The following is a 24381-nucleotide window of genomic DNA, read 5'->3' as shown; positions in this document are numbered from 1 at the left end:
TCATGCCAGCATGCTGACCACGCTTGCCACCAGCACCATGGCCAGGGCCTGGTTCAGCCGCCGCTGACGCAGGGGCGTGCTCAGCCATTGGGTCAGTGCATGGCCCAGCGCGGCCCAGCAGCCAACGCCGAGCAGGCAGGCCAGCAAGGAGACGGCGCAAAACAGCAACAATGCAGCAGACAGCGAGACCTGCTGCGCCGCCAGAGGGGCCACAAACATGCCGATGCCCGAAAGCGCCACCAACCAGGCCTTGGGGTTGAGGCTCTGAATGGCAATGCCTTGCACGAACGCTCCGCCTGGACCGGCCGGCAGTGACGAGGGCACGCTTTCCCTGGCTGCCCGGCCATGGGCCCCGGGGGCATTGGCCAGCTGCCAGGCCAGCCAGAGCAGATAGAGAGCACAGACACGCGGCGCCCAGCGCAGCAGCTCGGGCTGCTTGAGCAGCCATTGCCCGCTCTGGCCCATCAGCCAGACGATGACGGCGTAGCTGACGCTGGCTCCCAGTACATAGCAGAAGGCGGCGCCAGCGCGGCCGTTGCCATGGCGCAGGGCCAGCACGTTCACCGGCCCTGGCGTGATGGCGCCGGCGAGTGCAAATCCGGCCATGGCCAGAACAGAAGAAAGCATGGACAAACCTGAAACAAGAGATCGCCAGTCTGAGTCCTTGGCCTTTCCAGGTATTGAACAAAATTGCGCCTTTGCTTGGTTAACAAGTGCAAAACGGTGTCTTTTTCAGACAAGGAGCGAAGCTAACTTGCGTTACGCTTGAATGCTTTCGCGAACCTGACCCCGTCCCATCTTCCATGTCATCCGCAGCAGCTTCTAGCCCATCCCGAGTCTGGCCGGCCGTACGCATGGTGGGGCGTGCCGACATGGGTCGCCAGCGCAGCAATAACGAAGACTCGGTGGGGCTGGAGCCGCAGGCCAGGCCCTGGCCGGTTGCAGTGCTGGCCGACGGCATGGGCGGCTATAACGCGGGCGAGGTGGCCAGCGTCATGGCCGTGGAGCTGATCACGACCAGCGTGCAGCACGGTCCGGCCGCAGATGATTCCATGCTGGCAGCACAGTGCGAGCTGACGGACTCTCTGCACATGGCCAATACGGCCATCTATGCCGCCGCGCAGTCCACGCCCGGCTGCAGCGGCATGGGCACCACGGTGGTGGCCGCCCTGGTGCTGGCGAGCGAAGTGCTGATCGCCCATCTGGGCGACTCCAGGGCCTATGCCTGGCGTGCCGGCCGGCTGCAGCGCCTGACGCGCGACCATTCGCTGGTGCAGCAGGATATCGATGCCGGCCTGATCTCCGAGGCCGATGCCAGGACCTCGCGCTACGGCCATCTGGTGACAAGAGCGCTGGGCGTGATGCCCCAGGTGGAGCCGGAGCTGAGCCACTGGCCGCTGCAGCAGGGTGACCGCATCTTGCTGTGCTCGGACGGCCTGACCGATATGCTGAGCGACGCCAGCCTTGCCTCCCTGTTCGAGGAAAACCTGCCGCTGGAGCGGTTGCAGGAGGCCTTGATCGAGGCGGCCAATGCCGCAGGAGGCAAGGACAATATCGGCGTGGTGCTGATTGAGCAGGGCGCCTGATCCCCGGATCTGACCGGGACTCTTAGATCAGACCGCTTTCCAGCGGAGGCAGCTGATGGCGCTGGCGCACGCGGTTGCAGGCGTCCGAGCCCGCGGCGAACTCCCGGCAAGGGGAGGGGCGCCATTCATAAATGCCGCAGTACGCCTTCTCTCCCACCTTGCCCACCAGAGCTGCACAGCGTGGCCTGGCCCAGTCCGTGCCACGCATGCGGCACGTGTAGTCGGTGACTTCCTCAACCAGCCCTGCGGGGACACTGCCCCCATGCTCCTGGGACTCGTGCACGGAAAAATCGACACGAAAGGACGCACAGCAGGCGCCGCAGCTAAGGCAGGGATGGGTCATGGGAAGGCGGAGTTTTTCCGGTGGGGCGGCGATTTTCGCAGCTGTGCAAATCCTTTGGTTGTGCCGGGCCGCAGATTTGTCAACCGCGCCGTTCAATACCCGCCCAAAAGTCCATGCTGCTGGTGCCAATTCGCCACCGTTGTGCACCAATCGCCTACAGTAAATGGAAAATGAGAATCAAAATCAATTAATAATGCGCTATGAGTTCTTTGCAGTCCCCCTCGGCGAGGTCTGAGGCAGTGTCAGTTACTTCGTCCATGAATGCTCTTTCTGTTCAAGCGTCTGAATCCGGCGTGCCATCTTCCAGCGCTGCCGCCACGGCCACCGGGCCCATCATGGGCCTGGATCAGCTGGTGGTGAATCAGCCGGCCCGGGTGGTGGATCTGGCTTCCTCCGAAGGCGAGGATGAAAGCCTGTTGCTCAGACTCATGGAAATCGGCTTTCTGCCCGGCGAGTCCGTGCGCGTCGTTGCCACCGGCTTTCCCGGCCCCGACCCACTGGCCGTGCGCATAGGCCAGGCGACGTTTGCGCTGCGCCGCCACGAGGCGTCGCAGGTGCTGGTGCAGCTGGAGGCCGCAGCATGAACGCGCGCGAATCCCAGATCACCATGATGAGCCCTCAAGCTGCGGAGCAGGCGCCCCTGCGTGCCGCGCTGCTGGGCAACCCGAATTGCGGCAAGACGGCGCTGTTCAATCTGCTGACCGGCGCGCGCCAGAAGGTGGCCAACTACGCGGGCGTGACCGTGGAGCGCAAGGAAGGCTGGCTGAGCACGCCCGGCAAGCGCCGCGTGCGCGTGCTGGACCTGCCCGGCACCTACAGCCTCGATGCGCACAGCGAGGACGAGCGCATCACGCGCGACATCGTCAAGGGCCAGCATCCGCGCGAAGCGCCGCCCGAGCTGCTGGTCTGCGTGACCGATGCCACCCATCTGCGCCTGAACCTGCGTCTGGTGCTGGAAGCGCGCGCCCTGGGCCTACCCATGGTGGTGGTGCTCAATATGAGCGATATGGCGCGTCGCCAGGGCCTGGTCATCGACAAGGCCAGGCTCAGCGAGCTGCTGGGCGTGCCCGTGGTGGAGAGCGTGGGCGTGCATCTGTCCGGCGCCAAGGATTTGCTGGCCTGGCTGGACAGCGATCAGGCCAGGCAGCTCAAGGCGCCGACGCTCGAAGGCCAGTTCAAGCCCGTGACGGGCAGCAATTCGCGCGCCCAGCTGCTGGCCCTGCACCAGCAGGTAGCCGAGATCATGCGCCAGACCGTGCAGGAGCCCGCGGCTCCCACGCAGCGTGACGATCGCATCGACTCCGTGGTGCTGCACCCGCTGTGGGGCACGCTGCTGCTGGTGGTGACGCTGTTCCTGATGTTCCAGGCCGTGTTCAGCTGGGCCGAGCCCCTGATGGACGGCATCGAAGGCCTGGTCAGCGACTTCGGCCAGTGGGTGCATGGCGTGATGCCCGATGGCGTGCTGCGCAGCCTGCTGGTGGACGGCGTGATTGCCGGCACAGGCTCGGTGGTGGTCTTTTTGCCGCAGATCCTGATTCTGTTCTTCTTCATCCTGGTGCTGGAAGACTCGGGCTATCTGCCGCGCGCCGCCTTTTTGCTGGACCGTATCATGGGCAGCGTGGGCCTGTCCGGACGCTCCTTCATCCCGTTGCTGTCCAGCTTTGCCTGTGCCGTGCCCGGCATCATGGCCACGCGTTCGATCTCCAGCTGGCGCGACCGTCTGCTGACCATCATGATCGCGCCGCTGATGACCTGCTCGGCACGCCTGCCCGTCTACACGTTGCTGATCGGAGCCTTCATCCCAGAGCAGACCGTGGCCGGCTTCTTCAATCTGCAGGGCCTGGTGCTGTTTGCCCTCTATGTGGGCGGCATCGTCAGTGCCATGGCCGTGGCCTGGGTGGGCAAGCTGGCCACCAAGGTCAAGACCCGCACGCCGCTGCTGATGGAACTGCCTTCCTACCGCATCCCCAGCCTGCGCAGCCTGGTGCTGGGCCTGTACGAGCGGGCCATGATCTTCCTGCGTCGCGTCGGCGGCATCATCCTGACCGTCAGCATCGTGCTGTGGTTCCTCTCCAGCTACCCAGGTGCTCCCGAGGGCGTGACCGAAGGCGCGATTCGCTACAGCTTCGCGGGCCAGATCGGCCGTGCGCTGGAAGTGGTGCTGGCACCCATCGGCTTCAACTGGCAGATCGCCATTGCGCTGGTGCCCGGCATGGCCGCACGCGAGGTGGCCGTGGGGGCGCTCGGTACGGTGTATGCGCTGTCGGCCGTGGGCGATGACGCCATGGCCCAGCAGCTGAGCCCGCTGATCGCCAGCAGCTGGTCGATGGCGACCGCGCTGTCGCTGCTGGTCTGGTTTGTGTTTGCGCCCCAGTGCATCTCCACGCTGGCCATGGTCAAGCGCGAAACCAATGGCTGGCGCTATCCGCTGCTGATGGCCGGCTATCTGTTTGCTCTGGCCTATCTGGCCAGCTTTGTGACCTATCGCGTCGCCGTGGCCCTGGGCTGGGGCTGAGAAAGGATTGTCTATGTGGCAGGAACTGATAGTGGGCGCCATCGTGCTGGTGGCCGCCGTGTCGCTGGCCTGGCGTTTCATGCCCGCCGGTCTGCGCAGCAAGCTGACTCGGGTTCATCCTTCGCTGGCGCCGGCGGGCAAGAGCGGCAGCTGCGGCGGTTGCAGCGCCTGTGGTGGCGACAGCTGCTCGGATACCCGCAAGGCCTGAACACAGACGAAGCCAGACCGCATCAGCTAAAAATATAGCTGCCTGCGATTGTCATCTATGCATTTCAGATGCTTTTATATCTGAAGTCATTGATTGGCAAGCGCAGGCAGCTTTTTATTTGATAGCAATAGTGCTTTCCGGTTTGTCGAAAGCTCAGGCGGCTTCCAGCCAGGGCTGGACTTCTTCCTCGCTCAGTGCCGACAGGCCGAACTTCTCGCGTGTGTCATGGCAGCCGTAGGAGGCAAACGGAAAGTCGCGGCAGGGGCGCGAGCGCTGCTCGTAAATGCCGCAGCCTATGCAGCCAGCGCCGACCTCGGGCAGCTCGCGCAGCGCCACGCAGCGCACCGGGTGGCGCTCCGTGCCGTTCATGCGTGCGCGATTGCCTTTACCGGGCACTTCATGGGCAAGCTCATCGGGGACGGTGCCGCCCATGGATTGCAGCTCGTAAATGGAAAACTCAACGCGGTAGTTCTGGCAGCAGGCGCCACAGCTCAGGCAGGGGTGGACGGATTCGGACATCGGGTTTCTTCAAGGGTTCAGGCATCGGGGTCGCGCCGTCCTCCTTGGGCAAGGACGGCTTTTTGAGGTCTGGAGGAGAAGCCGGCACGCAGGGCGGCCTCCGGCTTCCGGTGCCTGGGCCACTAGGTATGGCCTTGAAGAAACTTCAGATAGAAGGTGTGGATGCGTACATAAAGCGCACGCACGCGCGCGGCAAAGGATTTGCGCGGGCCGAAGAAGGAAGGCACGCGCGTGTGGCGTGCCATATGCGGCTGGCGCAGCGCCAGCAGGCCGCCGCGCTGGCCGTAGCGGGCGTCGCCCTGGGTGGGGCGCAGCGGAAACAGAAACACCGCCAGCTGGCGCAGGGCCCGCTGGCGGTGTGGGGATGTGATGTGGCTCAGGTGCATGGGTGTGGTGGTATGCAGATGAGCCCGGACGTGCCGAATCAGCCTGGCTGGCGGCCCAGCAGCAGGTACTCCATGAGCGCCTTTTGCACATGCATGCGATTCTCCGCCTCGTCCCAGACCACGGATTGGGGACCGTCTATGACTTCGGCTTCCACTTCCTCGCCGCGGTGGGCGGGCAGGCAGTGCATGAACAGGGCATCGGCCTTGGCCGAGGCCATCATCTCGGCATCCACGCACCAGTCGGCAAAAGCCTTCTTGCGCGCTTCGTTCTCGGCCTCGTAGCCCATGCTGGTCCAGACATCGGTGGTGACCAGATCGGCGCCCTTGCAGGCTTCGAGAGGGTCCTTGAACACCTTGTAGCAGCCGGGGTTGACGGGCTTGCCGTTGAAGGCCAGCTGCTCGTCCACCTCGTAGCCGCCGGGTGTGCTGACATGGACTGTGAAGCCCAGCAGATCGGCGGCCTGCAGCCAGGTGTTGGCCATGTTGTTGCCGTCGCCCACCCAGGCCACTACCTTGCCCTTGATCGAGCCGCGGTGCTCGATGAAGGTGAAGATGTCGGCCAAGATCTGGCAGGGGTGGAACTCGTTGGTCAGTCCGTTGATGACGGGCACGCGCGAGTACTGGGCAAAGCGCTCGATCTTGTCCTGACCGAAGGTGCGGATCATGACCAGATCGGTCATGCGGCTGATGACGCGTGCGCTGTCCTCGATGGGCTCGGAGCGGCCCAGCTGGCTGTCGCCCGTGGTCAGATGCACCACGGAGCCGCCGAGCTGGTACATACCGGCCTCGAAGCTGACGCGGGTGCGCGTGCTGGCCTTCTCGAAGATCATGGCCATGGTGCGGTCGGTCAGCGTGTGGTGCTTTTCGTAGCCCTTGAACTTTTTCTTGATCAGGGCTGCACGTTCCAGCAGGTAGTCGTATTCATCTGCCGTGAAGTCGCTAAATTGCAGGTAATGCTTCATGCGGAATTCCTTGGAGGATCAGGCAGCCAGAATAGCTTGAACCAGGGGCTTGAGCCTGGCGACGATTTCGTCGGCTTCGGCCTTGCTCAGGATCAGCGGCGGCACCAGGCGAATCACGGTGTCGGCGGTCACGCTCAGCAGCAGGCCGGCTTCTGCGGCCTGGCCAATCAGCTCGCCACAGGGCTTGGTCAGCTCCACGCCAATCATCAGGCCCTGGCCGCGCACTTCGACGAAGCCTTCGAGGCTGCCCAGTTCAGCCTGCAGTTTAGCTTTCAGATATTCACCCACTTCAGTGGTATGAGTCAGCAGGCCGTCTTCCTCCATGATGCGGATGGTTTCCACCCCGGCGCGCATGGACAGAGGGTTGCCGCCAAAGGTGGAGCCATGGTTGCCTGCCTTGAGCACTTCGGCAGCTGCTTTGTGCGCCACTACGGCGCCCACGGGCACGCCAGAGCCCAGTCCCTTGGCCAGGGTCATCACATCGGGCGTAATGCCGGCCCACTGGTGGGCAAACCATTTGCCGGTGCGGCCCATGCCGGCCTGCACCTCGTCCATGATCAGCAGCCAGCCCTTGGCATCGCACAGCTCGCGCACCTTCTTGAGATAGTCGGCGCGCATGGGGTGCAGACCGCCTTCGCCCTGGATGGGCTCCATCATGATGGCGACGATGTTGGGATTGCCTTCGGTCGCGTCGATCAGGGCTTCGTAATCATTGGGTGCGATGCGGGTGAAGCCAGCGAGCAGATCGCCAAAGCCGTTGCGTACCTTGGGGTTGGCCGTGGCGCTCATGGTGGCGATGGAGCGGCCGTGGAAAGCATGGTCATAGACCACGATTTCGGGCTTGGCAATGCCCTTGTCCACGCCGTATTTGCGGGCGATCTTGATCGCGGCCTCGTTGGCTTCCAGGCCGGTGTTGCAGAAGAACACATTGGTCATGCCCGAGCGCTCGGTCAGCAGCTTGGCCAGGGTTTCCTGGCCGGGCACATGGTAGTAGTTGCTGGTGTGGATCAGCTTGGCCACCTGCTCTTGCAGGGCAGGCACCAGCTTGGGGTGGTTGTGCCCCAGGGTGTTGACGGCAATGCCGCCCAGCGCGTCCAGGTATTCCTTGCCGTTCACGTCCCAAACGCGGCAGCCCTGGCCGCGCTCCAGCGCGATGGGTACGCGGCCGTAAGTGGGCATAACGTGGGGCGAAGCTGCCTCGATGAAAGCGGTCATTGCAAGAATCTCCTGAGAAGGAAGGTCAACGGTGCACGGCGGCACCTGAAAAATGAGAGCTTTGATTCTAGAGTGCCCGGATAACCCCAACATTGCGGATTGCGCATCGCTGCCATGCAATCAACCTACGCCATTGTGGGGTTGACAGCATGGCTCTTATACAAGAGTTAGAATGCTTGTTTAGGCATGTTGGCGGGGATCCCGCCTGGTTGCCGGATCTTTTTGGCGAATATTTGATGGTTACCCCTTCCAGCAAAGAACTGTTCATCATGGGTATGACCCATGCCGGAAAAACCTTTCGACCCAGCGACTGGGCCGAGCGCTTGGCCGGGGTCATGAGTCAGTTTCGCCCTGGTGGTGCCTGCGCCGGGAGCCATCTGAGCTACTCTCCCTGGTGCGTGCCTACGGTGATGAACGGCACCAAATGCGTGGTCATCAACCGGGATCTGCGCGACTACGAACCCATGGCATGGGACTTCTGCCTGAATTTCGCCAAGGACAACGATCTGCAAGTTGCCGAGGCCTGCCTGCTGCCAGACGAGCTGCCAGCCGGCAAGAAGTGATTTTTCAGGTGCCCAGAGGCGCCGCGCAAACGACAAAGGCTTCCACGGGAAGCTTTTTTTGTATCTGTGCGCTGCGGGTCTAGCTCTGCGCTGTCGTGCTGTCCAGCAGCCGTGACCGGCGCCACGGGCCCCAGCGGTAGTAGGCGATGGACAGCAGCATGGATGCCAGCGCGCTGAGCGGAAAGCTCCACCACAGCGCATCCTGCCCCCACAGCGGCTGCAGACCCCAGGCCAGGGGCAGGCGCAGCCCCCACAGCGTCAGGGCCAGGATGGCCAGGGGCGCCAGCACCGCGCCCGTGGAGCGCACCACGCCGGCCAGCACGCTGCTCACGCCCAGCAGCATGAACGAGCCCAGCACGATGCGGTTGAGATGGCGTGCAGGCTCCAGGGCCGTGCTGCCCTCGGGCAGGAACAGGGCCAGCACGGATCGGTCGCAGGCCAGAATCAGGGCCACGCAGGCGCCGGTCAGCAACAGGTGGCAGGCTACGCCGGCACGCGCCGTACGCGCCACGCGCGGCCAGTGACCGGCGCCCACGTTCTGGGCGGCGATGGTGGTGCAGGCCGAGGCCACGGCAATGGCCGGCATCTGGACATAGGCCCACAGCTGCAGGGCTGCGCCGTAGGCGGCCGAAACCTGGGCGCCATGGGTGTTGATCAGGGCCAGCATCAGCACCAGGGAGAGTGAGACCAGCAGCATCTGCAGGCCCATGGGCAGGCCCTTGATGACCAGGCAGCGCAGCAGCTCAGGCACAGGCCGCCAATGGCGGCGCTGGCGCCAGCCTATCCACAGCGGCAGGCGCTGCCAGCGCAGCCAGGCCAGCAGGCCCGCAAGGCCGAGGCTGTTGGCCACCAGAGTGGCCAGGGCCGAGCCCGCCATGCCAAGGCCTGGCAGGGGGCCGGCGCCGAAAATGAACAAGGGGTTGAGCAGGGCATCGCCCAGGGCCACGCCCAGCAGGGCCACGAAAGGCGTGCGACTGTCGCCTGTGCCGCGCAGCACGGCGGCCACGAAGATCAGCAGCAGCATGGGCGGCAGCGCGAGAAAGAGCACGCGCAGATAGTCCACGGCCAGTGCGGCGGTGGCAGGCTCGGCCCCCATGATGCCCAGCATAGGGGCGGCCAGCGGCCAGCCCAGGGTGGCCATCAGCAGGGACATGCCCAGAAACAGGCTGGCACTGGTGCCTGTGATGCGGCGGGCCAGGGCCCAGCGGCCCGCGCCCACGGCCTGAGCCACCAGCAGATTGGCGGCCTGGCTGATGCCGAAGACCAGAGCAATCAGCGCAAACAGCAGATTGTTGGCATGCACGGCTGCAGACAGCGCACTCTCGCCCAGATGGCGTCCGATCCAGAAGGCATTGATCGAGGTATTGAGCGACTGCAGCACATAGCTGCCCCACAAAGGCAGGGAAAAACGCAGCAGGGCGCGGCCTATCGGTGCGTGAGTCAGTGGCTGGTGCATGGGGAAAAGGAAGTTGCAGAGCACCAAGCGGAGGGACTCTGCAAGAAAAAACCCCGCGCGGCACAGGCCGGCGGGGCGGGCACCAGCGGGGCCGGTGCGGGGAAGGCTGGGCTTAGAGCGCCTGCATTTCCTTGTTCAGCTGGGTGGGGTTCTGGGGAGCGGCAGCAGGCGCGGGAGCCGCTTCGACCTTTTTGCCCAGATCGGCAGGAACATCCACATAGGGCAGCTTCAGGGCCGAGCTGGTCATGCGGCGGATCTCGTTGGTATAGGCGGCATCCTCGTTGATCTTGCGGCCGTAGGAGGGCACGATCTGCTGGATGTGAGCCTTCCACTCGGTGCTGGCCATCTGCTCGGGGAAGGACTTCTTGAGCAGGTTCAGCATGATGTGGGGAGCGGTCGAGGCGCCGGGCGAGGCACCCAGCAGGGCGGCAATGCTGCCGTCTTCCGAGCCCACGATTTCGGTACCGAACTGCAGCACGGCGCCTTTTTCAGGGTCGCGCTTGATGATTTGCACGCGTTGGCCGGCGGTGACCAGCTTCCAGTCCTCGCGCTTGGCTTCGGGGAAGTACTGGGCCAGCACGGCCTGACGGTCGGCGTCGGTCAGCTCGGCCTGCTGCATCAGGTACTGGACCAGGTCCAGGTTGTGGATGCCCACGCGCAGCATGCCCATCAGATTGTCATGGGTGACCGAGGAGAACAGGTCCCACCAGGAGCCGTTCTTGAGGAACTTGGTGGTGGCCAGTGCAAAGGGGCCAAACAGCACCACGGGCTTGCCGTCGAGCTGGCGGGCGTCCAGATGGGGCACGGACATGGGAGGCGAGCCGGTGGAGGCAATGCCGTAGGCCTTGACGTCGTGGCGCTTGGCCAGCTCGGGGTTCTCGATGGCCAGGAACTGGCCGCCCACGGGGAAGCCGGCGTAGTTCTTGGATTCGGGGATGCCCGAGGCCTGCAGCAGCTTGAGTGCGGCACCGCCGGCACCGACGAAGACGAACTTGGCCTTGACAGTCTTTTCCTGGCCGCCCTTGGCCAGATCGGCCACGGTCACGTTCCAGGTCTTGTCGGCGTTCTGGCGCAGGGCCGTGACTTCGCTTTGCAGGTGCAGCTGGAAGTTGGGGCCCTTCTGGAGCGAGGCCATCAGCTGCTCGGTCCAGACGCCATGGTTCACGTCGGTGCCCAGGGGCATATAGGTGGCGGCGATCTTCTGGGCCGGGTCACGGCCTTCGATCATCAGCGGGGCCCACTTCTTGATCTGTGCCTGGTCTTCGGAGTACTCCATGCCGTAGAACAGGGGGTTCTGGACGAGGGCTTGCTGGCGCTTCTTGAGGAAGGCGATGTTGTCATCACCCCAGACGAAGCTCATATGGGGCGTGGCGTTCACGAAAGTCTCGGGCGACTGCAGGTGGCCGCGGCCGACCTGGTGGGCCCAGAACTGGCGCGTCACCTCGAACTGCTCGGCAATGCTCACGGCACGCTTTGTTTCCACGCTGCCGTCGGGCAGCTGGGGCGTGTAGTTGAGCTCGGCAAAGCCGGAGTGGCCGGTGCCGGCGTTGTTCCAGCCGTTGGAGCTTTCCAGGGCCACGCCGTCCAGGCGTTCGAAGACCTCGATCTTCCAGTCGGGCTGCAGTTCCTGCAGATAGGTGGCCAGCGTCGTGCTCATCACGCCGGCGCCTACCATCACCACATCGACGGGCTGCTCGTTCTCGGCCTTGGGCACGGAGCGAGGGAATATTGGCCAAAACAAAAATAACAGCGCGGCCAGGACCAGGGCCGCGACGGCTCCCAGTCCTGCTTTGATCGACTTTTTCATGACTTTTTCTAGACTTGACTATCAAAAAAGCCTGCGGGTAGGCGGCAGGCTTTTTGCGAAGATACGGGGCAAGTCCTATAAAAGACATGAGACTCCCCGACCTGGGGATTGTCCTAGGGAAGTCAAAATCTGACGCTAATCAATTCGTATTAGGGCGCTTTGTGCTAGGCGTGAGGCGCGTCTGTGGATGCCTTGATGAGGCAGCCATGTCGGGTACAGGCAACAAAAAAACCGCCCTGAGGCGGTTTTGATGTTTTTGCTGACAGCGCACCCGTTACAAACGGCAGATGACCGAAGTCATCCGTGCTTGAGGGAGGCTGGTATTAAGCAGCCAGAGCCAGGGTCTTGACCTTGGCGGACAGGCGGCTCTTGTCGCGAGCTGCCTTGTTCTTGTGGAAGATGCCCTTGTCAGCGATCGCGTCGATCACGGACTGAGCCTTGGCAAACAGTTCAGCTGCCTTGGTCTTGTCGCCGGCCACAACAGCCTTCTCGACATTCTTGACAGCAGTACGGTACTTGGAACGCAGCGAAGTGTTCGCAGCGTTCAGCTTGACGTTCTGGCGGGCGCGCTTGCGGCCAGAAGCCAGGCGGGGGTTCTTTTTGGCTTTAGTTGCCATGATTTATTTCCTTGTGTGTCTGAGGATGATGTCAGCAAAACAGTGGATTCTAGCATACCCCCTGAGCGGCTGCGCCGCTTCCCCCCCAAAGGGGGACGACAGCTTCGCTGCGAGGCGGCTCTTGCTCGCTGTCCTGGTGTGAGGGTGTGCCTGGTCGAAGAGTGTGGTTTGCTACAGAGTGCAAGGCACCGCGATCTGTGCAAGCAGCGGCTGGCGTGAACGCATACACTTCGCTGCGTGTCACTGTTCAAAGCCGCCTCCACCGTATCCCTGATGACGCTGGCCTCCCGTGTTTCGGGGCTGGTTCGCGATCTGCTCATGGCCTCCATGTTTGGAGCCAATGCCCTCACAGACGCGTTCAATGTCGCCTTCAGAATTCCCAACCTGTTCCGGCGCCTGTTCGCCGAAGGGGCTTTCAGCCAGGCCTTTGTGCCGGTGCTGGCCGCCAGCAAGACCCGGGATGGCGAGGAGGCCACGCGCCACCTGATCAGCCATGTCGCAACCATGCTGTTCTGGGCTCTGCTGGTGGTCTGCGTCTTGGGCGTGATCGGCGCGCCGCTGCTGGTCTGGCTGCTGGCCAGCGGCATGCGCCAGTCACCCGACGGCTATCACGCAGCCGTGGTGATGACGCGCTGGATGTTTCCCTATATCGGCTTTATGTCGCTGGTGGCTCTGTCGGCAGGCATTCTCAATACCTGGAAGAAGTTCGCGGTGTCGGCAGCCACGCCCGTGCTGCTCAATATCAGCATGATAGTGGCGGCTCTGCTGGGAGCCCCCTGGTTCGAGAAGCAGGGCATAGAACCCATCTATGCCATGGCTGGCGGCGTGATGCTGGGCGGCGTGCTGCAACTGGCGGTGCAGATTCCTGCGTTGCGCTCCATGGGGCTGATGCCGCGGATCGGCTTCTCGTACCCAGCCATTCGCGCAGCCTGGGACGAGGCGGGTGTGCGTCGCATCCTGGCACTGATGGGGCCGGCGCTGCTGGGGGTAGGGGTGGCCCAGGTCTCATTGATGATCAACACCCAGATAGCTTCCTATATGGCGCCCGGAAGCGTGACCTGGTTGTTCTATGCCGACCGTCTGATGGAGTTTCCCACGGCCTTGCTGGGCGTGGCTCTGGGGGTGGTGCTGACGCCGCAGCTGGCTTCAGCCAAGGCGGCAGGTGATGGCGAGCGCTATTCCAATATGCTGGACTGGGGTCTGCGCCTGGTTGTGCTGCTGGCCGTGCCCTGCGCCGTGGGGCTGCTGACCTTTGCCACGCCGCTGGTGGCCACGCTATTCCATCGCGGTGCCCTGCATGACAGCGATGTGGGGCAGATTGCCCTGGCGCTGATGGGCTACGGCGCCGGCCTGCTGGGCCTGGTGGCCATCAAGGTGCTGGCGCCCGGCTATTACGCCAGCCAGGACATCCGCACACCCGTGAAGATCGCAATCGTGGTGCTGGTGATTACGCAGTTGCTCAATCTGGTGCTGGTGCCCTGGCTCAAGCACACCGGGCTGGCCCTGTCCATCGGTCTGGCTGCACTGGTCAACGCGAGCTGGCTGCTCACGGGTTTGTTGCGTCGCGGTACCTACAAGCCCAGGCCGGGCTGGTTGAAGTTCATCGTGCAGGTGATTGCGGCCAGTGCCTTGCTGGCGGTGCTGTTGCTCTGGGGCAGTCAGCACTTCGACTGGGTGGGCTTGCGCAGCAATGGCTTGCTGCGCGCAGGTCTGCTGGCTGCCATGATGGTTGGTGCTGCCGTGCTTTACTTTGGCGTGCTGATGCTGTCGGGCCTGAATCTGCGTCAATTGCTGCGCCGTTAAAGCTTGAGCTGCTCATGGAAAAGTGAGCGGTCAGCGCAGGTTTTACAGGCGTATCAAGGGGATTTCGCTTGCATGACCTGCCAAGGCGGCTTACAAATCAGCCTATGAGCTGGACGATAGACGAGTACCCCACGGCCCTGCAGTATTTTGCGTCTTTGGTGCAGAGTGATGAAAACTTTGCCTTGATGGAAGCCGCCATCAGCATTGCTCAGGATGCAGAACCTGATCTTGACCTGCAGGCCGTGCTGGCCGAGCTGGACAGGCTGCAAGTGCGTTTGGTGCAGCGTCTGGCCGGCGAGGAGGACGGTTTGCGCAAGCTCGGTGCGCTCAACAAGTTCTTCTATGGCGAGCTGGGCTTTGCCGGCAACCTCAACAACTATTACGACCCTGCCAACAGCTACATCCACCATGTGCTGCAGACAAGGCGCGGCATTCCCATCAGCGTGGCACTGGTCTGGCTGGAGCTGGCTGCCGGCATCGGTCTGACGGTGGAGGGCATAGGCTTTCCAGGGCATTTTCTGGTCAAGGTCATGCTGCCGCAGGGGCAGGTGGTGCAGGATCCGTTGACAGGCGACTCCTACTCCGCAAGCGCCTTGGCAGAGCGCCTGCAGCCGTTTCTCGATCAGGCCGGCATTTCACCCGATGATGCGCCGCCGCTGGGGCTGTATCTGCAGGCCGCTCATCCGCGAGATGTCGTGGCGCGCATGCTGCGCAATCTGCAGGAGATTCATCAGGTCCAGAAAGACTGGCCCATGCTGGTGGCCGTGCTCAATCGCCTGATCCTGCTGCAGCCTGGCCGCGAGGAGCTGTTCCGGGACCGCGGCATGGCGTATGCCCAATGGGGAGTGATTGAAAGAGCGCTATCGGATCTGGAGCGTTATGCGCCTGCCGCACAAGGGCAGGAGGCCGATTACATCGCCAAAACCATTGCCCGGCTGCGCCGCGCAGGTTGAGCGTCTTGGTGGCAAGCAGCTTGCTTACACCAGTTGTGCGGCTTCCAGCTCTTTCTTGAGATAGGCATAGAACAGCGGCGCTGCCACCAGGCCTGCTGGGCCGAAGACGGACTCGGCCACAAACATCACGGCCAGCAGCTCCCATACGCCCATATGCGTGCGTGTTCCCACCACCTTGGCGTTGATCACGTATTCAGCCTTGTGAATCAGGATCAGAAAGCCCAGGCAGGCAGCAGCAGCTATGGGTGATACGGACAGGCCGACCAGTGTCAGCACGGCATTGCACAGCAAGTTGCCGACGATGGGGATCAGCCCGGCGATGAAAGTCAGCGTGATCAGCGCGGGGGTGTAAGGTAGTTGCAGCTTCCAGATCGGCAATATGGCCAACAGGAAGACGGACGTCAGCAGCGTGTTGAAGGCTGCAATCCAGAACTGGGCGGCCACGATCTGCTTGAAGGCCAGGGCAAAGTGACCGATGCGCTGCTGTAGGGCCTGCACCAGCGGCGGGTGACGCGTGGCGATGGGGCGAACGGCTGCCAGCGCGCCGATGATCAGGCCCACATAGGCATAGAGCAAGCCAGTGAGCCAGGCTCGGCCTGCAGTGGCTAGCACACCGGCCTTGGCGGCCAGATAGCCGGCCAGCTTGCTTTGAATTTCCTGAGCGCCGTCAGGCAATTGGTCGGCAATGTCCGAAGGCAGTTTTTCTCGCAGCTCAAGCACCGTGGCCGCCAGATAGTCCAGCAGTTCCTTGTACTGGGCGGGGGCTTCGGTGATATAGGTCCGGGTCTGGGAGAGTGCGCCGCTGAGCAGGGCCAGCGGTGCCAGAATCACGATGGTGGTGGCAACCACCTGGGCCCAGCGTGGCAGCTGGTTGCTGGCAAAGGCGCGAGGGTTGGCGCGTGACAGCAGGCGCGACAGCGAGCGAGTAAGCATGAAGCCTACGCACACACACAGCAGGCCGGGGAGTATTCCCTGATGCATGACGAGCAGCAATGCTGCTCCCATCAATATGTAACTGGCCAGTATGACCTTGGGCGAAGGGCCCGGTTGCGTAGTGATGGGGGCGGGCAAATGCTGCGTCATTCAGGCTCGGGGTAGAGGGGCTGTGATGAAGATCTGCTTAGCGCACTTCAACGGGCTTGCCGGAGCCGATTTCCGTGATGGCGCCGATGCTGTAGACCTTCTCGCCCAGCTCGGCCAGTGTGGCTGCCGTGGCTTCTGCGTCTTCAGCGGCAACCACCACCACCATGCCGATACCGTTGTTGAACGTGCGGTTCATCTCGATGTCGTCAATGCCGGCGGTCTTTTGCAGCCAGGCGAACAGCTCGGTCTGGGGCCAGCTGCCGGCCTTGAGATGGGCTGCGGTGCCTTCGGGCAGCACGCGGGGAATGTTCTCCAGCAGGCCGCCGCCCGTGATGTGGGCCAGGGCCTTGATGGGGTGCTTGTCCAGTGCGGCCAGCACGTTCTTCACATACAGACGGGTGGGCTCCATGATGGCTGCCTTGAAGGGCTTGCCGTCCAGAGTCGCGGGCACGCTGCCCTGGGCTTCGGCGCGCTCGATGCACTTGCGCACCAGCGAGAAACCGTTGGAGTGCACGCCGTGCGAGGCCAGACCCAGCACCACATCGCCGGGCTTGACGTTCTGACCGCTGAGGATCTTGGACTTTTCGACCGCACCGACGGCAAAGCCGGCCAGATCGTATTCGCCATCGGGGTACATGCCGGGCATTTCAGCGGTTTCTCCACCGATCAGTGCGCAGCCGGACAGCTCGCAACCCTTGGCGATACCGCCCACCACGGCAGCGGCCGTGTCCACATGCAGCTTGCCGCAGGCGAAATAGTCGAGGAAGAACAGGGGCTCGGCGCCCTGCACCAGCACATCGTTCACGCTCATGGCCACCAGGTCGATGCCCACGGTGTCGTGCATATTCCACTCGAAGGCCAGCTTGAGCTTGGTGCCCACGCCGTCGGTGCCGGACACCAGAACGGGTTCCTTGTAGCGCTTGGGCACTTCGAACAGGGCGCCGAAGCCGCCGATGCCGGCCATCACGCCTTCGCGCATGGTTTTCTTGGCCAGGGGCTTGATGCGTTCGACCAGGGCGTCGCCTGCGTCGATGTCAACACCGGCGTCTTTGTAGGAAATGGGGGTAGAGGAGGATGCGGAAGAGCTCATCGATGGATCCGGTGCGGGGGCGCCCTGCTGGGCGGAAACCCCGGGATTCTACGGCGCTTGCCCGTGCAGCGGGGGCGCCCGGACATGCGTCAAAGGGTTTTGCTGGAGCATTCATGGCCTGACTACAACAACGGCAGTAGGCAAAATCAGCCCGAAGCCGCTCGGGGGCTGCGAGTGCAGACTAAAATTGGTGCTTTTGTTACCGAGTGATCACGCTAGGGCATATTGCAGGGCCTGATCTAAGTGCGCGTCCGGGCCTTTGTATCTTCCACCATTGATGCTGATGAATCTCCTGCCAGATTTCGCCGCATGGGCTGTTGAATGCCCAGGAAAGGGGGCGCTGCGCGTATGTCGCAGATGAAGCAGCTGGCTCTGGATATCAGCATGGCGCCCGGCCCGACGCTCGCGCGTTTCTTCGTCGGCCCCAATGCTGCGTTGATCGATCACCTGCGTCACTGGGTGGGCGATGGCCAGCTGCAGCAGTCGCGCACGCCGGTGCCCACCTATCTCTGGGGAGAGGCCGGGTCCGGCAAGAGTCATTTGCTCAAGGCGGTGCGTGAAGCCCTGCGCGAGCAAGGAGCCATGGTGGGCTGGATGGATGCATCCACACCGTTCCCGCCTGAGTTCGACGAACGCTGGGCCGCCGTGCTAATGGACGATGTGGATATCTACACCCCGTTCCAGCAGGCGCGTGCCTTCAACTGGTTTGTGAATGCCACCAGCCCTGCCACCGGCCTGCCGCGCTGGGTGCTGGCTGCGGGCCAGCTGCCAGTCGCCGATCTCAAGATGCGCGAGGACTTGCGCACCCGCCTTGGCTGGGGTCATGTCTATCAGCTGCATCTGCTCGACGAGTCGGCACGGCGTGCCGTGCTGCGTCAGGAAGCCGATGCCCGTGGCGTGTTTCTGAGCGACGAAGTGATGGATTACATGCTCAGGCGCTTTTCGCGCGATCTGGGCTCGCTGATGCAGCTGCTGGACATGCTGGACGGTTTTGCCTTGCGCAACAAGCGCGCCATCACCATCCCGCTGCTCAAGACCATGCTGGAAACCGAGTGAGGCCTGTGCTCACGCTCCCCGCTTTGGCCATGCCACAGCACTTTTTGTTGGATTTGCATGTCGACTTCTGAATTGGCTATCAAGCCCAGGCTGGCCCTGTTTGACCTGGACCATACGCTGCTGCCGCTGGACTCCGACCATGGCTGGGGTGAGTTCTCCATTGCCATCGGCTGGTGCGACCGCGAGGAGTTCGGGCGCCAGAACGACGCCTTTTTTGACGACTATCTGGCCGGCCGTCTCAACATCCCCGACTATGTGCGCTTTGCCACGGCTGCCGTGGTTCAGCGCGGCGAGGCTGCAGCCACGGCTGCGCACCAGCGCTTTATGGACGAGGTGATTCGCCCGGCGATCAAGCCTGCCGCCCTGGCCCTGGTGCAGCAGCACCTGGATGCGGGCGACACCGTGGTCATCACCTCGGCCACCAACGAGTTTGTGACGCGCCCCATCGCCCAGGCCTTCGGCGTGCAGCATCTGCTGGCGACCGAGCTGGTGCGTGATGGCAGCGGCTGGTTCACGGGCGAGATTGACGGTATTCCCAATATGCGCGAGGGCAAGGTCGTGCGCATGACCGAATGGCTGACCCAGCGCGGCCTGCGCTGGGAGGACGTCGAGGCGACCTTCTACAGCGACTCCATGAACGATGTGCCCCTGCTTGAAAAAGTGGATCACCCGGTGGCCACCAACCCCGATGCGCGCTTGCGTGCCCTGGCCGAGGAACGCGGCTGGCGCATCGTGGACCTATTTAGCGAAGCACCATGATCAAGACCATTATTGACAAGCTGCTGGGCAAGGCGCCCGCAGCCCCCCGCTCGCGCAAGCCCAAGTTCGGCAAGCGTGAGGAAGTGCCGGTTCAGGTGCATGGCATAGACCCGAATCTGGTGGACCGTCGCGCCATCGATGTGGTGCAGACCCTCAAGCGCTCGGGCTACGAAGCCTATATCGTCGGCGGCGCCGTGCGCGACCTGTTGCTGGGCCTGCGTCCCAAGGACTTCGACGTGGCCACCGATGCCACGCCCGAGCAGGTCAAGAACCTGTTTCGCCGCGCCTTCATCATCGGCAAGCGTTTTCGCATCGTGCACGTGGTCTATGGCCGCGGCCGCGAAAACGAAGTCATCGAGGTTTCCACCTTCCGTGCCTTTCTGGACAACAGCGCGGCCGAGCAGGTCAGCGGCAATGAACGTACCAGCAAGAATCAGCTCGCAGGACTGAAGCATGCCGTGGATGCCAGCGGCCGCGTGCTGCGTGACAACGTCTGGGGCCCGCAGGACCAGGACGCCACGCGCCGCGACTTCACCATCAACGCCATGTACTACGACCCCGAGACACAGATCGTGGTCGACTATCACGGCGGCATTGCGGATGCCAAGAAGAAGGTGCTGCGCATGATCGGCGATCCGGCCACGCGCTACCGCGAAGACCCGGTGCGCATCATTCGGGCCGTGCGCTTTGCCGCCAAGCTCAGCGGCAAGGGCTTCAAGCTCGAAGCCAAGACTGCCAAGCCCCTGGTCGAGTGCGAGCCGCTGCTGCAGGAAGTGCCGCAAAGCCGCTTGTTCGACGAAATGCTCAAGCTGCTGCAGACCGGTCACGCGCTGGCCTCGGTGGCTCAGCTCAAGGAATTGGGTCTGTCGCGTGGCATCTATCCGCTGCTGGACGTGGTCATGGAGCGTGCCGACCATCCCTTCGTGCAGGCCGCACTGATGGATACCGACCGCCGTGTGGCCGAAGGCAAGCCCGTGGCGCCCAGTTTCTTGCTGGCCTGCGTGCTGTGGCAGGACGTCAAGCAGGGCTGGGAAAAGCGTCTGGCCAAGAGCTATCACCCTTTCCCTGCGCTGCAGGAGTCGATCGACGAGGTGTTCGATCAGCGCATCGGCGATGTCTCGGGCCGGGGCAAGCTGGCTGCCGATATGCGCGAGATCTGGGTCATGCAGCCGCGCTTTGACAAGCGCACCGGAGCCACCCCGCACTCCATGGTGGCGCAGCCGCGCTTCCGCGCCGGCTTTGACTTTATGCGCCTGCGTGCCGATATCGGCGAGGTCGAGGAAAGCCTGGCCAGCTGGTGGCAGGAGTTCCAGCAGGCCGATGATGCCCAGCGCGATGACCTGATTGCCCAGGCCCGCGACGAACAGCGCGCCCGTCAGCGTGCCCAGCAGCAGACGGCGCCCAAGGTGCATCGCGTGACCAAGAAAAAAGCTGAAGGCGAGCAGGACAGCCCGCTGGATCAGGTCGCCGCAGAAGGCGATGCCGCCGCTCCCAAAAAGCGCCGTCGCCGTCGCCGCAAACCATCCGCCGGTGCTGCTCCGGTCGCCGGTGGTAATGAATAAACCGGCCGCGCTGGCGTCCGACACGGTTGCGGTTGGTCTCGGGGCCAACCTCGGCGATGCACGCCGGACCCTGTCCTGGGCCGTGGCGGCGATGGCCGGGCTGGCCCGGACCGAGCTGTTGGCGGTGTCCTCGCTCTACAGCAGCAAACCCATTGACTCGTCCGGGCCTGACTATCTGAATGCGGTGGCGTTGCTGCGTACCGGGCAGGAGCCGCTGGATCTGCTGCATGCGCTGCAGGCGATCGAGCTGCAGGCCGGACGCGAGCGCCCCTACCGCAATGCACCGCGCACGCTGGATCTGGATATCGAGCTATGGGGCGACCGGCACTCGGATGCTACCGAGCTGACCCTTCCCCACCCGCGCATGTGGCAGCGTGCCTTTGTGCTGCTGCCGCTGGCCGAAATTGCGCCCGGCTGCGTGAGTGCCGAACAACTGCAGGCAGTGGCAGACCAGGGCATAGAGCGCAGCCTGGCCCAGGGCTGGTGGATAGAGCAGTCAGCGTAGTTTAGATTTGATAGCTTCTTGCGCTTGCCTGGCAAGCGATTGAGGCTGAAATTAACTAAAAAAGCCCCGGAGCCGTCAGGCTGCCGGGGCTTTTTTTATCAGTGCCAGGACTCGTCAGTCGACCTTGGCTCCGGAGGCCTTGACGATGGGCTGGTACTTGGCGCGCTCGGCGGCCATGAACTTGTCGAATTCGGCGGGCGTGGAGCCCACGGGTTCGGCCATCAGGGCGTTGAAGCGGGTCTTGGTTTCCGGTGCTTGCAGAGCATCATTGAAGGCCTTGCTCAGCTTGTCCAGCACGGGCTTGGGGGTGCCGGCCGGGGCAACCAGTCCCCACCAGGTGTCGATGGCAAAACCGGGGTAGCTCTTGGACAGCGCGGGCACGCCGGGCAGCAGTGGCGAGGCATTGAGCGAAGTCACAGCCAGAGCCACCAGCTTGCCGCTCTTGATATTGGGCGCGGCCGCAGCCAGGTTGTCGATATTGAAGTCCACCTCGCCGGACAGCAAGGCCAACTGGGCGGGGTTGGCGCCACGGTAGGGAACGTGCAGCGCAAAGATGCCGGCCTTTTGCTTGAGCATCTCGCCTGCCAGATGACCTGCGGAGCCATTGCCGCCGCTGCCGTAGTTGAGCTTGCCGGGATGGCTCTTGGCGTAGGCGATCAGATCGGCCACGCTATGGATCTTGAGTTGCTCGGCCTTGGCGGCATTCATCACCAGCACATTGGGCACGCGCACCATCTGGGTGATGCCGGCAAAGTCCTTGCCCGCGTCATAGGGCATCTTGGTGTAGAGCCAGGGGTTGACGGCATGGGTGGCCGTGGCGGCCAGGCCTATGGTCAGGCCGTCGGGTTGTGCCTTGGCAATGGCGTCGGCGCCGATGTTGCCGCCAGCGCCAGCCTTGTTGTCGATGATGACGACGCCCAGGGAATCGCGCACTCGCTCTGCCAGCGCGCGGGAGGTGATGTCCAGCGGACCACCGGGCGCATAGGGCACGATCAGACGGATGGGTTCTTGGGCCTGGGAGAGGGGAGAGGCCAAGGCAGCAACGGCCGCCATGACCGAGAGAAGGCTGTTTCTACGGTTCATAGAGCTCTATTGTGCAAAAAATTGCAGCGGCTCCGGAACTGGCGGTTACTTGTGCAAGAAAATTGCGCGTAAACCCTGATACGGCATGGAATGCATCGGGGTTTGCGCAAAACAGCGTTCTTACTTGTCCGCTTCGGAGGTAAAGGCGTCGGCGTAGAACTCTTCGGCAGGCAGCGCGCGTTCGCTGGTATAAGCGGCGCGGGCCGAGTCCACGACGATGGGAGCGCCGCAGGCATAGACCTGGTAGCCGGACAGGTCGGCAAAGTCGTCCAGCACGGCCTGGTGGACAAAACCGGTACGGCCCGTCCAGGCATCCTCGGCCAGGGCATCGGAGATCACGGGCACATACCTGAACTGGGGCATGGCGGCCGTGTGCTCGGCAATCCAGCTGGCGTCATACAGGTCGGTGGGGCGGCGGCCACCCCAGTACAGCGTGACGGGGCGGTTGATGCCCTTGTGGCGCATATGCTCGATCAGTGCCTTGATAGGGGCAAAGCCCGTGCCCGAGGCGAGCAGGATGATGGGCTTGTCCGAGTCCTCGCGCAGGAAGAAGCTGCCGAACGGGCCCTCCACACGCAGGATTTCCTTTTCCTTCATGCCACCGAAGACATGATCGGTGAACTTGCCGCCTTCCATGTGACGGATATGCAGCTCGATGCCGGGCGCCGTCTCCTGCACATGGGGCGCGGTGGCCATGGAATAGGCTCGGCGGGCACCGTCGCGCAGGATGAACTCCACATACTGGCCGGCGTGGTAGCGGAACTTTTCGCTGGCTGGCAACTGCAGGCGCACCTGCATCACGTCATGCGACTTCTTCTCGAGAGCGGCCACGCGCACGGGCATCTTCTTGATGGGGAAGGAGCTGGCGTCCGTGACCTGGCGCGACTCCAGCACCACATCGCTGTGGGGCGTGGCGCAGCAGGTCAGCACATAGCCGCCGGCTTCCTCTTCGGCTGTCAGAGCCTTGTCCGAGTGAGTACCGTGGCTGACTTCGCCGCTGAGCTTCTTGCACTTGCAGGAGCCGCAAGCACCGTCCTTGCAGCCATAGGGCAGGCCGACGCCGGTGCGAATGGCCGCGGCCAGAATGGTTTCAGCGCCCTGAGTGGCAAAAGCACGTCCGCTGGGCTGGACGGTAATTTCAAACGAAGCGTGGGCAATCTCGGTCATGACGTTTTGGTTATCCTTGAAGGCGTATCCGGCAGCCTTTTTTGTCGGCGCTGCTGCTGTCGCAGCAACGCCAGTGGCTCCTTAGATCTTGTACGCAGCAGGTCCCGATTTTGCCTTCAAACCAAAGCCCATTGGGCGCGCTGCCAGCGCGCTTTCGTCGTGAACGCTTATTGATCGTCGGCCACGGCGATGTGGGTCAGCGCGTGGCCCGATTGCTGGTCGCTTCAGGCCGTGGCAGGCACGGCATTCAGGTACTGGCCTTGAGCCGCAGCCCAGGTCGGGCCGAGCAACTGCATACCCATGCCGTGAGGCCTTTGTGGGGGGATCTGGATGATCCGGCAGGCCTGCGCAGGCTGGCAGGCATTGCGACGCGGGTGCTGCACCTGGCGCCGCCTCAGGCACCGGCTGCCGGGGATGAATGCTCGTGGCTGGACTCCCGCACCACGGCTCTCATGCGGGCACTGCGCCTGCGCAGCCTGCCGCGCAGTCTGGTCTATGCATCGACTTCGGGGGTCTATGGCGACTGCGAGGGGCAGTGGGTGGCCGAAACCCGGTCCGTCGCGCCGACGACTGCCAGAGCTCAGCGCCGCGTGAATGCCGAGCTTGCGGTGCGCTTTGCAGGGCGCTTGGGCCTGCGGGCCAGCATATTGCGCATTCCCGGCATCTACGCACCTGATCGTGAGGGCGGTACGCCCCGCGCCCGGCTGCAGCGTGGCACGGCCGTGCTGAAGCCCGAGGACGATGTCTATACCAATCATATTCATGCCGACGATCTGGCGCGTGCCTGCCTGCTTGCGCTGTGGCGCGGCAAGCCGCAGCGCATCTATCACGCCAGCGACGACACGCAGTTGAAGATGGGAGATTACTTCGATCTGGCGGCCGATCTCTACGGCCTGGGCAGGCCGCCGCGCATTTCGCGCGAGCAGGCGCAGACAGAACTGCCCGCAAGTCTGCTGAGTTTCATGAGCGAGTCGCGGCGGCTGTCGAATCAGCGGCTCAAGCACGAATTGCGGCTCAGGCTGCGCTATCCCACGGTGACCGAGGGCCTGCAAAGCTAGGCAAAGCACAGAGCACGATCCTCAAAAATTCACGTGGCCAGGCAATGGGCGGCAAGCAAGCGCCGCCGCGCAGCTAAGCTGTCGC

Annotated in this window: 25 protein-coding genes; 12 read left to right on the top strand and 13 right to left on the bottom strand. The window is 63.4% G+C overall.

All coding sequences use genetic code 11. The features are described 5' to 3' along the window. Complete coding sequence (locus EIC84_RS17025; protein WP_003067092.1) at window positions 1-627, bottom strand: LysE family translocator; 627 nt, start codon at window positions 625-627, stop codon at window positions 1-3. 227 nt (window positions 628-854) lie between these two features. On the opposite strand from EIC84_RS17025, the gene EIC84_RS17020 reads away from it, so the two are divergent. Next, the gene (locus EIC84_RS17020; protein ID WP_003067093.1) at window positions 855-1586 is read left to right on the top strand and encodes a Stp1/IreP family PP2C-type Ser/Thr phosphatase; all 732 of its coding nucleotides are present in this window, start codon (window positions 855-857) and stop codon (window positions 1584-1586) included. Between the two features lie 22 nt (window positions 1587-1608). On the opposite strand, the gene EIC84_RS17015 is transcribed toward EIC84_RS17020, so the two are convergent. Beyond that, a complete protein-coding gene (locus tag EIC84_RS17015) occupies window positions 1609-1929 on the bottom strand; it encodes a YkgJ family cysteine cluster protein (protein WP_034353576.1) in 321 nt (106 codons plus the stop codon). Between the two features lie 257 nt (window positions 1930-2186). Between EIC84_RS17015 and EIC84_RS17010 the strand changes: the two genes are divergently transcribed. From EIC84_RS17010 to EIC84_RS17000, 3 genes are read left to right on the top strand one after another with little or no spacing between them, the layout of a single operon-like run. Beyond that, window positions 2187-2513 (top strand): FeoA family protein, encoded by a 327-nt coding sequence (locus tag EIC84_RS17010; protein ID WP_003067096.1) that lies wholly within the window; start codon window positions 2187-2189, stop codon window positions 2511-2513. Then, window positions 2510-4444, top strand: coding sequence for a ferrous iron transport protein B (gene feoB / locus EIC84_RS17005; RefSeq protein ID WP_003067098.1), 1935 nt, complete (start codon window positions 2510-2512; stop codon window positions 4442-4444). Before EIC84_RS17010 ends, feoB begins: the two co-directional genes overlap by 4 nt. 13 nt (window positions 4445-4457) lie before the next feature. Continuing rightward, on the top strand, window positions 4458-4652 hold the full coding sequence (locus EIC84_RS17000) for a hypothetical protein (protein ID WP_003067100.1): 195 nt from the start codon (window positions 4458-4460) through the stop codon (window positions 4650-4652). Between the two features lie 153 nt (window positions 4653-4805). Here the strand turns inward: EIC84_RS17000 and EIC84_RS16995 are convergent, their stop codons facing one another. The 4 genes from EIC84_RS16995 to EIC84_RS16980 form a co-directional block, all read right to left on the bottom strand. Then, window positions 4806-5171 carry a YkgJ family cysteine cluster protein gene (locus EIC84_RS16995; RefSeq protein WP_003067102.1) on the bottom strand — a complete coding sequence of 122 codons (366 nt, stop codon included), beginning with the start codon at window positions 5169-5171 and terminating at the stop codon, window positions 4806-4808. A 122-nt stretch (window positions 5172-5293) separates the two neighbouring features. Further along, window positions 5294-5557, bottom strand: a complete 264-nt coding sequence (locus tag EIC84_RS16990; RefSeq protein ID WP_003067103.1) for a hypothetical protein — start codon at window positions 5555-5557, stop codon at window positions 5294-5296. Between the two features lie 38 nt (window positions 5558-5595). Beyond that, a complete protein-coding gene (gene argF / locus EIC84_RS16985) occupies window positions 5596-6519 on the bottom strand; it encodes an ornithine carbamoyltransferase (RefSeq protein WP_003067104.1) in 924 nt (307 codons plus the stop codon). 18 nt (window positions 6520-6537) lie between these two features. Then, on the bottom strand, window positions 6538-7734 hold the full coding sequence (locus tag EIC84_RS16980; RefSeq protein ID WP_003067105.1) for an aspartate aminotransferase family protein: 1197 nt from the start codon (window positions 7732-7734) through the stop codon (window positions 6538-6540). Window positions 7735-7970: 236 nt separating this feature from the next. Here EIC84_RS16980 and EIC84_RS16975 point away from each other — a divergent pair, with 236 nt between their 5' ends. Then, a complete protein-coding gene (locus tag EIC84_RS16975; protein WP_003067106.1) occupies window positions 7971-8297 on the top strand; it encodes a DUF3579 domain-containing protein in 327 nt (108 codons plus the stop codon). A 79-nt stretch (window positions 8298-8376) separates the two neighbouring features. Here the strand turns inward: EIC84_RS16975 and EIC84_RS16970 are convergent, their stop codons facing one another. The 3 genes from EIC84_RS16970 to rpsT all read right to left on the bottom strand — a co-directional run bounded on the left by EIC84_RS16970 (window position 8377) and on the right by rpsT (window position 12177). After that, a complete protein-coding gene (locus tag EIC84_RS16970) occupies window positions 8377-9753 on the bottom strand; it encodes an MATE family efflux transporter (RefSeq protein WP_034362429.1) in 1377 nt (458 codons plus the stop codon). 112 nt (window positions 9754-9865) lie between these two features. Next, window positions 9866-11560, bottom strand: coding sequence for a malate dehydrogenase (quinone) (gene mqo / locus EIC84_RS16965; protein ID WP_003067110.1), 1695 nt, complete (start codon window positions 11558-11560; stop codon window positions 9866-9868). Between the two features lie 323 nt (window positions 11561-11883). After that, window positions 11884-12177: a 30S ribosomal protein S20 gene (gene rpsT / locus EIC84_RS16960; RefSeq protein WP_003052598.1), complete on the bottom strand. Its 294-nt coding sequence runs from the start codon at window positions 12175-12177 to the stop codon at window positions 11884-11886. 237 nt (window positions 12178-12414) lie between these two features. On the opposite strand from rpsT, the gene murJ reads away from it, so the two are divergent. Together murJ and EIC84_RS16950 are read left to right on the top strand one after the other, a co-directional pair. Continuing rightward, a complete protein-coding gene (gene murJ / locus EIC84_RS16955) occupies window positions 12415-13980 on the top strand; it encodes a murein biosynthesis integral membrane protein MurJ (RefSeq protein ID WP_034363492.1) in 1566 nt (521 codons plus the stop codon). A 104-nt stretch (window positions 13981-14084) separates the two neighbouring features. Beyond that, window positions 14085-14933 (top strand): SirB1 family protein, encoded by an 849-nt coding sequence (locus EIC84_RS16950; protein ID WP_003070846.1) that lies wholly within the window; start codon window positions 14085-14087, stop codon window positions 14931-14933. A gap of 24 nt (window positions 14934-14957) precedes the next feature. Here the strand turns inward: EIC84_RS16950 and EIC84_RS16945 are convergent, their stop codons facing one another. Together EIC84_RS16945 and purM are read right to left on the bottom strand one after the other, a co-directional pair. Further along, entirely contained in the window at window positions 14958-16016 is a 1059-nt protein-coding gene (locus EIC84_RS16945) for an AI-2E family transporter (protein WP_003070847.1), read from the bottom strand. A 37-nt stretch (window positions 16017-16053) separates the two neighbouring features. Then, on the bottom strand, window positions 16054-17106 hold the full coding sequence (gene purM, locus EIC84_RS16940) for a phosphoribosylformylglycinamidine cyclo-ligase (protein WP_003070848.1): 1053 nt from the start codon (window positions 17104-17106) through the stop codon (window positions 16054-16056). Window positions 17107-17463: 357 nt separating this feature from the next. Here purM and hda point away from each other — a divergent pair, with 357 nt between their 5' ends. From hda to folK, 4 genes are read left to right on the top strand one after another with little or no spacing between them, the layout of a single operon-like run. After that, window positions 17464-18162 carry a DnaA regulatory inactivator Hda gene (gene hda, locus EIC84_RS16935; RefSeq protein WP_003070849.1) on the top strand — a complete coding sequence of 233 codons (699 nt, stop codon included), beginning with the start codon at window positions 17464-17466 and terminating at the stop codon, window positions 18160-18162. 57 nt (window positions 18163-18219) lie between these two features. After that, complete coding sequence (locus EIC84_RS16930) at window positions 18220-18921, top strand: HAD family phosphatase (protein ID WP_012839452.1); 702 nt, start codon at window positions 18220-18222, stop codon at window positions 18919-18921. Then, window positions 18918-20483, top strand: coding sequence for a polynucleotide adenylyltransferase PcnB (pcnB, locus tag EIC84_RS16925; RefSeq protein WP_003070851.1), 1566 nt, complete (start codon window positions 18918-18920; stop codon window positions 20481-20483). Before EIC84_RS16930 ends, pcnB begins: the two co-directional genes overlap by 4 nt. Beyond that, window positions 20476-20988: a 2-amino-4-hydroxy-6-hydroxymethyldihydropteridine diphosphokinase gene (gene folK, locus EIC84_RS16920; protein ID WP_003070852.1), complete on the top strand. Its 513-nt coding sequence runs from the start codon at window positions 20476-20478 to the stop codon at window positions 20986-20988. Before pcnB ends, folK begins: the two co-directional genes overlap by 8 nt. 114 nt (window positions 20989-21102) lie before the next feature. On the opposite strand, the gene EIC84_RS16915 is transcribed toward folK, so the two are convergent. Both EIC84_RS16915 and EIC84_RS16910 read right to left on the bottom strand, forming a co-directional pair. Further along, window positions 21103-22071 carry a tripartite tricarboxylate transporter substrate binding protein gene (locus tag EIC84_RS16915; RefSeq protein WP_012839449.1) on the bottom strand — a complete coding sequence of 323 codons (969 nt, stop codon included), beginning with the start codon at window positions 22069-22071 and terminating at the stop codon, window positions 21103-21105. A gap of 120 nt (window positions 22072-22191) precedes the next feature. Then, on the bottom strand, window positions 22192-23238 hold the full coding sequence (locus EIC84_RS16910) for a CDP-6-deoxy-delta-3,4-glucoseen reductase (protein ID WP_012839448.1): 1047 nt from the start codon (window positions 23236-23238) through the stop codon (window positions 22192-22194). Window positions 23239-23348: 110 nt separating this feature from the next. Between EIC84_RS16910 and EIC84_RS16905 the strand changes: the two genes are divergently transcribed. Next, window positions 23349-24296: an SDR family oxidoreductase gene (locus tag EIC84_RS16905; protein WP_034362978.1), complete on the top strand. Its 948-nt coding sequence runs from the start codon at window positions 23349-23351 to the stop codon at window positions 24294-24296. The last annotated feature ends 85 nt before the right edge of the window (window positions 24297-24381 follow it).

This window comes from Comamonas sp. A23 (assembly GCF_004522605.1).
In the GTDB taxonomy this organism is placed as follows: Bacteria; Pseudomonadota; Gammaproteobacteria; order Burkholderiales; family Burkholderiaceae_C; genus Comamonas; species Comamonas thiooxydans.
Note: the sequence above shows the minus strand (reverse complement) of the source record. Positions and strands in the feature narration are given on the sequence as shown.